Here is a 14012-nt window from a genome sequence, read left to right on the forward strand (position 1 = left end):
GCGTTCATGGTTTTGAGTGGTATCTAAGCTTAGAACGCTGGCTCCCCCTTCTCCCTTCCAATCTCCGAAACTACCGCACAGTAGGGCACCCAGCGACCTGGACTCAGCTTTTGTCAGTCAACCAGGCGATTGGGTCTAGGTTGTCGCCAAAACGAGATTCATACAGACCATCACTTTTACGCGACACAACTTCGTGGCGCTTCTTATGAGGATATTCACCCATGCGTCTGCATCAGTATTTAGTCGGCTGGTTGGCCGCCCCTATGCTGCTATCGGCCAGTGCTCTTTGGTCGCCACTGGCTGCCCTTGCCCAAGTAGAAGCACATGCTCCCACGCCGCTGTTGCAGATAGAGGGGGCCTTGACCTCAGATAGCCCGCTCCTCTCTGGAGATGGCACTCCCTATACCGAACATACCTTCGAGGGGCAAGCAGGGCAGACCGTCACCATAGTGATGGAAAGCCTGGCGCTGGATGCCTACCTGTTTTTGTACGGCCCCGATGGGCAGAAGCTGGCCGAAAACGACGATTTTGAGGCAGGCAACTACAACGCCGTCATTACCCTGACGCTGCCGGTGGATGGCACCTACCGGATGAGGGCCAATGCCTACGAAACCGAGGGGGGAGCCTATACCCTGACGGTGCTGCCGGGTGAGGTACCCGTGTTTAGTGAGGCCGCTCTGCAACAGGCTGAAGCCAGACGGCTAAAACGTCAAGCCACGGAGCTATCACGCACCGGGGAGTATGAGGCAGCATTGGAACTGTTGAACCAGGCCATCGTGCTGTGGCGAAAGGTGGGCGATCGCCGAGGTGAAGCGATTTCTCTCAGTGACTTAGGGCTGGTGTATCGAAATCTCAGTCGCTACGCTGAGGCGCTTGAGGCTTATCACCAGGCGTTAGACATTCAGCGGGAAATTGGCGATCGCTACAACGAAGCGACGGCTCTTAACAATATGGGAAGCATTTATTACCGGTTAGGCGATTACCCAAAAGCACTTGAACTCTACCAAGAATCGTTGAACATTCGCGAGGACATTGGCGATGAGCATGGTCAGGCATTTTCGCTAAATAGTATTGGCCTGGTTTATCAAGAACAAAGCCAGTATGCCGAAGCATTAGAGTATTACAGCCAAGCTCTAGGGCTTTTCAAAAATGCTGGCGATGCAGAGGGTGAGGCTGCCGTTTTGAATAACATGGCCACCATTTACGAAGTCCAGGGAAACTATTCTAAAGCCCTTGAGATTTATCAGCAAAATTTGCAAATAAGGCGAGAGGGTAGTGATCGCGATGGCGAAGCAACTGATTTAAACAATATTGCGGGCGTTTACAGTCGCATGAGTGACTATGAGCAAGCCTTAAACTATTATCAACAGAGTTTGAATATTCGGCAAGCGATGGGCGATCGCAGCGGTGCTGCTAACATTCTTAATAATATTGGTAGAGTTTACTCAAGCTTTGGGGACTATCCCCTAGCACTAGACTACTTTCAACAATCCTTAACCATTCGACGAGATATCGGCGATCGCGCTGGAGAGGCTGTAACCCTATCTAATATTGGCACTCATCACTTTGATTTAGGTGACTATCCTCAGGCTCTAAACTACTATCAACAGTCGCTAGACATTCATCAAGCGCTTGGCAATCGTGTTGAAGAAGCAACCGTTCTTGGTAATCTTGGCAGCATACATTCAGTCTTCGGTGACTATGGCCTGGCAGTTGACTATCACCAACAGGCTTTAGATATTCGCCAAGCTACTGGAGATCGTGAGGGCATAGCAATCTCCTTGAATAATATTGGCGTTGTTTACAACGATCAAGGTGACTATCTCAAAGCTTTAAGCTATTACCAACAGGCGCTGCCTATTTTTGAAGAGCTAGGCAATCGGCAAGGCGTAGCCACGTTGATTAATAACTTTGGCAGTGCATATGAAAGCCAAAGTTATTATTCTCAAGCCTTGAACTATTATCAGCAGGCGTTAACTGTGAATCAGGCAATTGGCAATCGCAGTAGTGAAGCCAACACTCTCGGTTCTATAGGAACCGTTTATGACAGCCTGGGCAATTATGCTGAGGCGCTAAAGTACTACCAGCAAGCACTAGCTATTCGACAGGATATCGGCGATCGTCGGGGAGAAGGTGCTTCCCTCAATGCGATTGCCGTAACCCATTTTGAGCTCAAAGACTATTCCCTCAGCCTCGACTATTTGCAGCAGGCATTGGCGATTTTTGAAGACATTAGCGATCGCCCCAGTGCAGGGAGAGCCTGGGCCAACATTGGCAGCATCCACAGAGAACAGGGGAGCTATAGCGAGGCATTGGATGCCTATCAACACGCTCTGACGATTATTCAGGAGGTAGGCGATCGTTACAGCGAAGGGGTAATTCTCTCGGCCATGGGCGACACCCATCGGCGGCTCAACGACTACTCTCAAGCCTTAGAGTATAATCAGCAGGCGCTAGCGGTATTGGAATCGCTGGGCGCGCGCGATCGAACCAGTGCCACTCTCCGCAACCTGGGGCGCACCCTGGCCGACCAGGGGCAACCCGAGCTGGCGATCGTGTTTTACAAACAATCGATCAACCTCACCGAGGCCATTCGGGGCGAGATTCAGGGCCTAGAGCCAGGCTTGCAGCAGTCCTACACCGACAGTATTGCCGAGGGCTACCGCGAACTCGCCGACCTGCTGCTACAGCAGAACCGCGTACTCGAAGCCCAGCGGGTGCTCGATCTGCTGAAGGTGCAAGAGCTAGACGACTACCTGCACAACGTGCGCGGCACCGAGCAAACCGCCACCGGGTTAGACCTGTGGGAGCCTGAGCAGCGCATTCTCGCTCTCTACGACCAGACCATCCAAGAAGGAGCCGAGCTGGCCGCCCTAGAGGCCAAACCCTCGCTTACCGCTGCCGAAACCCAGCGCCGCGACGAACTGCTGGCCCGCCAGGATGAGCTGCGGGGGGCCTTTCGCCAATTCAGGGAACGTCAGGATGTGCGCGAGGCGATCGCTCAATTGCGCACCAGCACCGACGGCCAAAATATCGAACTGAGCCACTTTAACCAATTGCAAAACAGCCTGGCCAGCCTCGACACCAACGCCGTGCTGCTCTACCCGCTAATTCTCGACAATCGCCTAGAGCTAGTGCTGATTACCCCAAACGGTGCCCCGATTCGGCGACCTGTGCCCGTCAGTGCCGCTGACCTCAACCGCGCCATTGTCGAACTGGGTCAGGCACTCAAAAATCCTCAGCTCGATGCTCAGGTTCCAGCCCAGAGGCTCTACGAATGGTTGATCGCCCCACTGGCCAATGACCTGGCGGCTGCCAACGCCGAAACTATTATCTATGCCCCCGATGGGGCGCTGCGCTACATCCCCCTGACGGCATTGCACGACGGTGATCAGTGGTTGGCCGAGCGCTTTGCCGTTAGCCACATCACCGCAGCCTCGCTAATCGACTTTACCGCCCGCCCCAGCTATCGCCCTGACAATCTAAATCTGCTGGCCGCCGCCTGCGTGCAGTGCAGCTTTGAGAATATCAATGGCTACCGCTTTGCCGACCTGCCCCATGCGGGCGTGGAAGTTGAAACCCTGGCAGCACAAATTCCCAACACCGAGCTACGGCTCAACGAAGCGTTTAATGCCGACAAGTTGGGCACTCTGATGCGGCGTTTTTCGGTGGTGCACCTGGCCACCCACGCCAAGTTTTTGCAGGGCCAGGGAAGCGAGTCATTCATTGTCACAGGCGACGGCAACTCAGTGTCACTGCGCGACATGCAATCCTGGAATCTAGATGCTGACCTGGTGGTGCTCAGCGCCTGCGAAACCGCCGTAGGTGAGGCGCAACTAGGCAGCGGGGTTGAGATTTTGGGCTTTGGCTACCAGATGCAGGGGGCCGGGGCTAAGGCGGCGATCGCATCGCTCTGGCAGGTCAGCGATGGCGGCACCCGGGTGCTAATGAATGCTTTCTACGCGGCCTTGCAGGCGGGCCACACCAAAGCCGAAGCGCTGCAACTGGCCCAGCAGGCCCTCATTTCTGGGGAGTTTGAGGTGGAGGGTCAGGGCGATAGGGCCGATTTTGATCTAGTGACCGCCCGTACAGGGCTGCCTGCTGCGGTTAGCAATAACCTCGATCACCCCTACTATTGGGCACCCTTCATTTTGATTGGCAATGGGTTGTGAGTACGGGTATTGGCAAAACAATTCCCATGGCTACTCCTAACAGCAACTAACAGCGTCACCATATTCTATCGGCCTCCGACAGACTGATCTCACTGTCTAGCTGGGGAGAGTATGGATAAGCTCTCCCAGGATTAATTATCTGACCAGAAGAGTTCTTCTGAGGAGGTGATTTATAGGTTATCTGACCACTGGGGCTCACATGGTAGTAGTCACTGATTTCTGGGCCTTCTTCTTGGCTAATTGAGATGGAATAATTAGCTCGAACCTTATAATCTGAGTCACCAAAGTAACGGCCATATTTCCTGCCAAATGGATCTGCATATTCAAACGAAAGATGGCGGCCACGATAGCGCACGTCTTGCCTGATTGCGTAGTACAAGTTCACTCGTTTCTCCACAGATTTAAAGTCATCGATATTGTATGAGCCATCATTTATCGCCCAGGCAACTCGGTGCCTCATTTTGATCGCCAAGCCGAGCCACCTATTCAGCCTGAGACTAGTTCTGTATCCCTGGTTAAAGGGCAGGTTTTCAATAGTATACTTTTCGTCATCAATCGAAAGCACAATAGAGTTATTTATGAACCAAAGGTTAGACCAGCTTGAATAGTCGTCATAGCAAGCATCGTTTTGGTAATTAAAGACTATTTCAAAGGAAAGATGACGATAGGTTCTTGGTGGAAAAACTGTTGTTGGATAACCATCGATAAATTGATTAATTGAGATTGAATTAGTTGGATCAATAGTCACAATAGTCTGATTGCTCTCAATTGCAATTTGAAGAGTTTTGTTCATGGCATCATATCTCCTTGTGGCACTGATCTGCTATCTGTCAACTCTTAGAATAGCTAACGAGTAATTATGAGGTTGACCTACTCTGGGGCTGTAGCTCAGCAGGGTCTTGACTACCCATGAACAGTCCACAGTAGGCCTGAGCCATAACATTACTGGGATCAACCCAACGCGCCGTTAGCAATTCATGTAGGGGATCGCAGTTAAACGGTTGGTCATCATCGTCGAGTTCAAGGGCTTGCTCTAGCTGTTTCTCGGCCTGTCGGGCGATTTGAATCGCTCTAATTTGGTTTAAAAGAACTTGAGCAACCAAAGCGCTAAAGTAGCCTGTCTTAATCGGTAGGCAGATATAAAACACCAACAAAATTGCAGGTTCTCTGAACATGATCATGAGGATAAATCTTGCTGAACTTAAAACGACAGACGTGCCAGATGGTTACTGGCTCAGTCGCCAAGGGCAAACCAGTATCGCAGGGGCAACATTACAACCTATCTCTGCGCCTAGAAAACTTATTCAATGCCAGGAGCGCAGTTGGATCAGCGTTGGTGCATAACTTATCCGTTAGCACACATAGGTGGGGATGAACGCGAGCAGTAATCGCCTTTATGGCTTCTCGACCTACACCCCTAAGGACATCCCTATGAAGATCTTGCTTAAGCCCCTAGTGATCGCAGTCGGCCTTCTCACCCTGGCCATCACTGGCTGTGGCAAAACCACCGCCCTCACCCCCAGCCAGCTGGCCGAGCAAAACAAACCCGGCACGCTGATCATTCAAACCGTCCACAAAGCCGAGTTTTCGGTACCTAACTACGACCTCAACGAAGATAAGCTGAACCAGCTTTCCAAGGCTTTGGGGCAAAAAGTGTCCAGCGGCGAATACACCTCCGAGCAACAGGTGTTTGTGGCCATCATTCAAACGGTGCTGGCCGCCCCCCTGGCCTACTTCACCCCCATGTCCCAGCGGGTACAAGAGCAGGCTGAAGTCAGCACCACCGGCTCGGCCCTGGCGGTCACCGAAGACGGCTACCTGGTGACGAACGCCCATGTGGTTTCCTCCGAGCAAGATGACATTAAACAGCTGCTGGCTGACAGTGCCCTGGAGGAAGTGGCGGTTTCTAGTTGCCAATCGCTGTGGAATGACCTGGGCGGCGGTTACTATCAGGAGGCGATCGGGGCGCTGATGGGCACCCAAGAATTTGTGCAACTCTGCCTGCAAGCTCACGCCGAGTACTTTGCCCATTACATGTCGCTCGATGCACTAGACACCAAAATTTATGCGGCTATGGGGGCCACCGCCCGCGACCAGATCGTTGAGCAGGGCCACAAAGCCACCGTCAAAGCCATCGGCGAACCCGCCCCCGGTAAAGATGTGGCAATTCTAAAAATTGAGGCCACCCATATGCCCACGGTCGCCTTGGGAGACGACCAAACATTGGCAGCAGGCGATCGCATGTTCATCCTCGGCTACCCCGGAGCTGGCGTCATCGACGAACAAGAAGCCGTCGAGGCCTCCCTCACCGCCGGGCTGGTCAGCGCCCGCAAAACTATGGCCGATGGCTGGGATATTCTCCAAACCGATGCTGCCATGAGCAGCGGCAACAGTGGTGGCCCGGTGTTTAACGAGGACGGCGAGGCGATCGGCATTGCTACCTTTGCCAAGGTTGACCCCTCCACTGGCAGCCAGGTGCAGGGCGCTAATTTTGTAGTGCCGATCAGCGTCGTCAATGAATTTTTGACCCAGGCCAATGTAGAACCTGCTCCCAGCGGCATTTCTCAGCTCTACCAAACGGCAGTGAGCCAATTTGAGCGGGGCCAGTTCAAGCGTGCCCTGGCCAGCTTTCGCCAGGTCAGTGAGCTCAACCCCAGCTATCCCTACGTACAGAGCTATTTGAGCAAAACCCAAGCGGCCATCAATAAAGATGTTGAGGGTGCTGTATCCCCAGGAAGTATTGTAGCTGGAGGTATTGTTGTGCTCTTGTTGGGGACAAGCAGCGCTGTTGTAGGCCTCCATCGAGGCATGGTAAAACTACCCAAGCTCAAAGCCCATTGAGAGTCTTGGAATGACCTTACCTCTTAACTTTACAGCCGCTTAGGGGGAGTTAGTCTATCCCCTAATGCGGCTTTTGCTTTAGTGATAACAAACCTCCAATGAGCTTAGAGCGCACAACAGCGAGCTAAAAAATATGGGAAATTGAATACCAACGCTACACCTGTTGACTCTCACATGTTTATAATCCGGCTTCTGAACGATGTTGCACAATCGTTCCTTGGTCAGTCTTTATATCCCTCTGCATTGCTACCTTAGCTTTGTCAGATAGCCCATTCCCCTTCATAACATCCCTTGCCACCTCGGTTATTCGGCTCAAATACCCCTCTGGTCTCCCTAACGCCACTGCTACCCCATGCCAGCGCCACAGTTGAGCCAGCTCTGGGCGGCTCTGCTGCCACCCATTACCACCCCCCTCTGGATTGACCAACACCTCATTCCAGTCCTTGCCCTGATTCGGCGTCAGCCGCTCAACCCCCGGCACCTGCTGCGCCACCCGCCAGGCCATCGTCTCTCCTGCCACATCGGCATCAAACGCTGCCGCCACCATTCCCCCACTCCGCAGCACCGTCTTCAACGCTTCCGTTGGCACCCCTCCTGAGCCATCCGTCGAGAGGTAAATCGACACCCCCTCCGACCCCCGCTGCGCCCGATCCAGCACTGCCAGCGACATCGCATCAATCGGCGACTCCACTAGCAGCACCCGATTCACCGGCCCCTGCCCCGTACCAATCCAAAACCATCCCTGATCTCTAGCGGAACCCGGCGCTAACCCATGGAAATGGTTCTCTTCTCCCCAGGTGCCTCGCAAACTGGCCCCAATGACCTCGCCCCGACTCCAGGTTTGGGCCTGCAACTGGTGGCGCAAAAATACGGCATTCTGATGATCATCGGCAAAGATCAAGCCCCGTTCATGGAGTCGATCCACCAGCACCGTCGGTAGCTTGCGGACTTCCGCCAGATACTCACGCACGCACGCCCAGCGGTGTTCATTCGCGGCGGGCACCTCCAACACTCTGGGTTCTCGCTCTTCCGTTTTGGGATAGGTCGTCAAGTGAGCAGGTCGTTGAGACAAATCCCGCCCCGACAGCCACTCCACCGCTTCTTTAAATTCCACCCCCTTCACATGCATCACCAGGTCAATCGCCCCTCGGCCCCCAGCATCCGCCAGCCAATCCATAAACAGTGGCCCGCTGATGCTGATGATGTGGTCGCCATTGCGCCACTTGTGCTTGTCGTGGCGGTCTGGCTCTAACCCCAAGTGCGCGGCTACATCCTCCAGATCTGTCCCCCGCACCTCATCGGCAACCTCTTGCAGCGTTGGCCCCTGCACAGGTTTTGCAGGGTTAGCCGAGGGCTGACTCTGAGATGGCACGGGCGCTGCTGTTGTTGGCTCCTGCTGCCACAGTGGATCTGGGTCAGATTGTGACCCTCGGCTAGTGGAGCGCCCTGTCTGAAACGGTTCCACGTCAAACAAGCTCTGCACCTGAAATTCAGGCTCTTCAGTGGCTGGAGCAGTGACTACAGTTTCGGGTTCAGGCTGCGGTTGTTCCTCCACAAAGAGGGCAGGCGGTTGATGGGGGTGGATGGCGATCGCCCCCTCCCCATCAACAATCACCACCTCCCCCTGCTGGGTCAACCTGTCCAAATACTTGTGCAAACTCTCCACCGGGAACCCTGCCACTCGTACCCGTCCGAGTTCCTTCACCCCAGACTCCATACTGGTGCCAATCATCTCCAGATGCTCGATCAAGGGCCGAGCCCCGTCAAAAAACGACTCATAGAACCGCTGATCCGGCGACTGCACCAGCACGATTGCATCGGGATACTGGTCTTTCACCGCCAGATATTGCCGCATATCACTCGGCATCCGCGATCGCCCATCCTCCGGTTCTTGGGGGGACACTTCAGGCTCCGCCTGGGCCTGAAGCTGGGCCTGAGTCGCCTCAGCAAACCCTTGCTGCACAATGTTTTTGGAGAAAATCTGGGCAAAGGCACGGTCTGGCAACCGCGACTCCCCACCCCGGAGATTTTGCACCGCCGTCTCCTTAAACTCGATGTGCTCCTCTCCCTGCACCCGAAACACCATCTCCGAGTCGATGAACATATCCCCGTTCTGGGTCAGGTAGTGGGTCAGATATAGCTCATCCCCCTGCCGCTCCACCACGAGCGGAATAAACGGCTCATTCTCAATCCGCAGGTGAAACTCCTGGGAGGTCATCACCTCCTGCTCAATCCCCGCATTTCTCAAAAACCGTAGAATCCTCTTTTCGAGCTGACCCATCGGGGGCAGATTGGGTACGGATGGGGACACTGGAGCTTCAGCCACAGGGCTTTCTACTGCTGGTTCTGGGCGCGGCTGATTTGCGATCGCAGGCGCAACTGGCGGCTTAACCGCTTCCACCTCCACCTTCTCCAACGTGGGCAACGACACCCCCATCAACTGCCTTGCCACTTCCTTAAACTCAAACGCCGCCAGGGTATAGTTCCGCTGGTGCATCACCACCCCCAGCACCCGCTCCAGCCGTTCTGGGGGAATGACCACTTCCATGCGATCGGCCACCGAATAAAAATCCGACCCCGCCGCCGCAATCAAGTCCTCATCCAGGTAATACCGACCACCCGACTCCTTCGATTTAGGCGCTTGTAGAACGAACCCATCTCCCGCCTGCTGCGGCTTCAGCAGCAACAACTCATCGAGGGTCTTCACCGTCCCCTGCCGGTTGGTCAGATCTGTGAGGAACCGAAACACCTGCTGCGGCTCCTTAAAGGCCACCGGCTCCTTGGTCAGCTCCGACTCAATATCAAAGCCCTTGGGCATGATCAGCCCCTGGCACACCTCGCCCCGATAGTCGGTGTAGTTCACCAGCTTGCCGTTTGAGTATTTCTCAAACGCCTTGATCAGGTTGCCAGTGAAGATCTGCCGGTTGACCCGCCCCGCCTCCTGCTGCATGTCGAAAAGGGAATAGACGCTATTGCCAAACCAATCTTCAGTTTGCACTGTGGCCTCGATCGCCCCTGCCCGCCCCGTGTTGAGCTTCGACAACGGCACCGTAATCTGCCGAGCGGAATCCGCCACCAAAACCCTCAGCTTCCAGCGGTTGGGTGCTGCTGGGCTCCCCGAGCGTTTTTTGGCATCGGCCCCCGCCACTACGCCATAGAGAATGGTCTTGCTGGCAGGCGTCACCAACCGCAGCGGTGTCCCTGGCACGAACTGCTCTAATACACCAGAGACATGCATGAGCTGCTGCTCAATGCGATCGTTCAGTTTTTCAATCGCCTTGCTGTCTTGCTTTTGGGCGATCGCCGCCTGCCGGTAGCGGTTCGTCTGCGCTTCCAACTCGGTAATTGTCGCCGTCACCTGCTGACGCGCTGTTGCAGCCAGAGTATCCGAGTCATGGGCCTCGATCGACGCTACCTCCGCCAACCCCACCGACTCCCGCACTGCATTGATCGCCTGAAGCTGGGTCAGCGGTTTGCTCTCACTCTTAGCCTCCACCAGATCCAGGTACACTGGCCCCGTGAACTCGCTGGCGGTCTCACTGTCATCGGCCATCACCTCCATCCGCGCCAGGGGTCGAGCGTCCAAATCCAGCTGATCCGCCTCCAGAATGTTCTCCCCCATCGCCCTGGCCTGATCCACCAGGTCGCGGTACTCCGACTCAATCAGGCTGTAGACCGCTTCTTGTTCTGCGATCGGCAGCAAGGGAATCCGACCCGTCACCTTTTTAATCAAGGCAATATCTGAGGCACCGCTATCCCCCTGAGCAGCGGGAAAATCCAGTTTGGCATTGAGTTCTGGGTCGTCCGCCAACAGCTCCGTCACCACCTGCTCGCCGTAGGGGTTCATGAAATCTACGACGGTGTTCAGCGAGATATCGGTCTCCCGTGCCGCCGTCGTGTTGGCATTCAGACTCGCCATCTTGCGACAAAGAATTGCCCCCGGTCGCTTTTCAGCCGGGAGATCCCCCATCAATAAGGTGTAGTTCGGTAGCGCCACCTGCCCAGTTCGATGCACCCGGCCCAGCATCTGCATGAACACGTTAATGTCCCGCTCCGCCTGAGCCACAATCATGTGCCGAGGCCGCTGGTCAGCAAATTTCTCCGAGGCATGCAACGAAATCCCGGTTGAGCCCGAGCAGTTGAGCAAGATGACATCGGCATCACCCGCATTGAACCGGGCCACGGCATCGATCTTGCCCTTAGCGGTAGTCTCCTCCTCCAACCGTACTTTGTAGGCCATGGAGCCATCGGCCCCGTATTCAATGCCCGACTTCCGCCCGGTAACTTCAGTCACCCGGTAGCCAGAGCGCTCCAACTGCTGCTCGATGTAGTCAATCGGGCTGATGGGAATGCTGCTAAAGTCGGACTCGCGAATACAGTCCAGGGCTTCCTCGTAGGCCAGAACGGCATCGCCCCCTAGCTGCTCATCGCTGAGGCGCAGCCGAGTAGAGTGGCCCCGGTAGTCGGTCACCACCACGTCCCTAGATCGCTCCAGATACCGTTCCAGCAGATCCCCAAAGGAAAGGCTCATGGCATCCCCAGGGCTCAAATTCTGAGACTCGGCATAGGCCTCAATGAAGCTGCCCATGGTGTTGGCCACCGTAATCACGGGCTTTTCACCCCGATTCAGGGCCGCAATCGCCTCCTGCACTGTAGCGTCTGCCTTTTGGGCCAGCAGCCCCTGCTCAATGCAGTTGTGCATCAGCGACGTGAAGTTGGTACTCCTGGCTCCCACCTCGCCAATCGCCCCATCTTCTCCTAAGGCTTTTGCCTCCGCCTTCGCCTCATTACCAATCGCCTTAATTGCCTTCTGCTTGGCCCGGTCAAAATCCTTAATCGCCCGCATCGCCGCCGAGAAGTCATCGGCCACCTCCCGATCCACTGATACGGTCTTGGCCTGAAACGAAATCCCCTCATAAGACCGCTCCCGCCTGAGCATCTGCCCCGAGGCCACAAACTTGCTGGCGACAATCTGCTGGAGCGGCACCCCGCCACGGGTCAGGATGTTCTCCAGTGCCGTCATGCTACTGACCCCCAGCCGCAAATCCGTGCGTCGGGCATAGAGATCCATCACATCAGCCCGTTTGGCGTAGGTAGCCGAGGAATAGAACACCCCCGATGACAGGTCGATCAACTCCCGCACAAAGTCCGCCCGATCCGGTGGCCCGGCTTCCTTCCACCCGCCCTTGCTCCCCCCCGCCTGGTGAGCCTCATCGAGAATCAAGATCGCATTAGGAGCCATTTTGCGTAAAAAGTTTCGCCGTAGCGGTTCCTTCTTCCCGACGGTCTGAAGCTGGCTATAGGTGGTAAACACCGCACTGTAGCGGCCCAGGTTGCCCCGCTGAATCATCGCCTGCATTTCCGCCTGCTGTTTAGCCGCCCCAGCCGTCTTCAACGACGTCCCATTGGCCAAGGGAATTTCGGTACCGCTATCGGTAATGAAGGGCGAAAACCGCCGCATCCCAATGTCCCCCACATCGCGCATCATGTCGGCGTAGAGCGGTTTGTCCTTGGTAATGAACAGCGCAATCTTTCCCTGCTGCTGGGCGTAGCGCATGATGCTGGCACAGATGCGCCCCTTGCCAATGCCAGTCTGGTCTCCCGTGATAAACCCAGCGCCTCGCTCGATGTTGCTGATCGCTAAAGCTGAGGCATCCACCTGCTCAGCGCTAAAGTACTGATGCAACTCTGCCACAGACCCATAGCCCAGGCGGGTGGCCAGGTATGTATCAATGTCGCCATGATGCTGCTCAAAGCGCTCCAACGCCTGTTGAGCGGCACTGGCCATGTTGAAGGGAATCAGGGTCTGGGTCGAAAAGCCTTTGCTCTTGGGCACATAGGCTACCTGCCTGGGCTGGACATCATACGTGTCTGCCGACGGGGCCACAGCCTCGCCGGTTGAAAGAGATGTATTCATGGTAATTTCCGGGTGAAGGGCTACAGGCTTAGTTCGGCCAGCCACGCCTCTAGCGTGGTCTCGTCGTGGAGACTCAGCCAGTCCAGATAGTCCGGATAGCTGGGCGTGACGGACGTTACCGGAAAGCTTCCCCCGTAGTGGCGCAATCGTTCCTGAAACCGCCAGTTGCTCCGAATCAAGGTCTCCGCCCACTGTTGTCGCCAGTACTCCAGGGCGAAGTCCGGATTGTCGTCCGGCTCCAGTATGGGCGTATGCTGAACCGGGTCCAACTCGCTGAGGGTGCTCGCTAACTGTTGCTGCGTCTCGATCTGAGAGGTTTCCGAGACGGAGTCCTGAATCATTCTGTCCAGCCGGGTTTGCATCAGTTGCAGGTAAGTGGCTTCGCTCAGTTGCTCCAGTTCGGGCGGCACTTTGACGATGAACAGTGTTCCCAGGCCCTCCAGCGTCCAGAGGTTGGGAAAGCTGGAATATTGGCTGGTCATGAATGGGTACGTCCAGGGAGAAACGGGTCTGGTGGATAGGTTCAACGGGAATTAACTCCTTGAGTTCAGTAAACGATGTGTAGATAGTTGGCACTTCAGCGGCAGGCAGGGGGCGATCCGACTTCCCTCGCCCCTCAATCACAATCACGTCGATGGGAAACCCAGCGCCCTGTTTGCGGTACAGGTCACCCCAAATCGAGAGGTGCTGGGTGACCCGGTAATTCGTATAAAGCAGATAGTAAAAGGCGCGACTCTCACGGCTGTTGTAGCGTTCAGAGCGGTGTTCGTTTTCACGGCCTTGCTTGCCTCCTAAAATCAGTACGGCTCGACCGCCATCCTTCATCACCGTTAACGCCTTTAAGGCAATCACCTGATCGATCTGGGTTGTCCAGGTGTCGGCAATAGGAAATCGGCGGGTGTGGCGCTGCGCATCTTTGACCACCCCAAAAGGCGGATTGCAGATGACGACATCGACCTGGGCCTCAGGTTTGTAAGTCAGGGCGTCGGCCTGAGTGAGCTGGCGAAAGCCTCGGGTTTGGAGTTCAGCCCAGCGATCTGGATTTAGCTCATTGGCAGTTACCAGAGCTGGATTTGCGCCAA

At 55.4% G+C, this 14012-nt stretch carries 6 protein-coding genes; 3 read left to right on the forward strand and 3 right to left on the reverse strand.

Annotated elements, in window-relative coordinates:
• Positions 1-221: 221 nt before the first annotated feature.
• Complete coding sequence (locus ACQ4N7_RS29060) at positions 222-4172, forward strand: tetratricopeptide repeat protein (protein WP_430714921.1); 3951 nt, start codon at positions 222-224, stop codon at positions 4170-4172.
• Positions 4173-4227: 55 nt separating this feature from the next.
• Here the strand turns inward: ACQ4N7_RS29060 and ACQ4N7_RS29065 are convergent, their stop codons facing one another.
• Positions 4228-4965: a hypothetical protein gene (locus tag ACQ4N7_RS29065; RefSeq protein WP_430714922.1), complete on the reverse strand. Its 738-nt coding sequence runs from the start codon at positions 4963-4965 to the stop codon at positions 4228-4230.
• A 638-nt stretch (positions 4966-5603) separates the two neighbouring features.
• Here ACQ4N7_RS29065 and ACQ4N7_RS29070 point away from each other — a divergent pair.
• A complete protein-coding gene (locus ACQ4N7_RS29070) occupies positions 5604-7013 on the forward strand; it encodes a trypsin-like peptidase domain-containing protein (protein ID WP_430714923.1) in 1410 nt (469 codons plus the stop codon).
• 178 nt (positions 7014-7191) lie between these two features.
• Here ACQ4N7_RS29070 and ACQ4N7_RS29075 read toward each other — a convergent pair whose 3' ends face one another.
• Both ACQ4N7_RS29075 and ACQ4N7_RS29080 read right to left on the reverse strand, forming a co-directional pair.
• The gene (locus tag ACQ4N7_RS29075; protein WP_430714924.1) at positions 7192-12930 is read right to left on the reverse strand and encodes a strawberry notch C-terminal domain-containing protein; all 5739 of its coding nucleotides are present in this window, start codon (positions 12928-12930) and stop codon (positions 7192-7194) included.
• Between the two features lie 20 nt (positions 12931-12950).
• Positions 12951-13412, reverse strand: a complete 462-nt coding sequence (locus ACQ4N7_RS29080) for a hypothetical protein (RefSeq protein ID WP_430714925.1) — start codon at positions 13410-13412, stop codon at positions 12951-12953.
• Positions 13413-13830: 418 nt separating this feature from the next.
• Between ACQ4N7_RS29080 and ACQ4N7_RS29085 the strand changes: the two genes are divergently transcribed.
• Positions 13831-13977 carry a hypothetical protein gene (locus tag ACQ4N7_RS29085; RefSeq protein WP_430714926.1) on the forward strand — a complete coding sequence of 49 codons (147 nt, stop codon included), beginning with the start codon at positions 13831-13833 and terminating at the stop codon, positions 13975-13977.
• Positions 13978-14012 lie beyond the last annotated feature (35 nt).

Origin of the sequence: Nodosilinea sp. AN01ver1 (assembly GCF_050565655.1) — a bacterium.
Lineage (GTDB): Bacteria > Cyanobacteriota > Cyanobacteriia > Phormidesmidales > Phormidesmidaceae > Nodosilinea.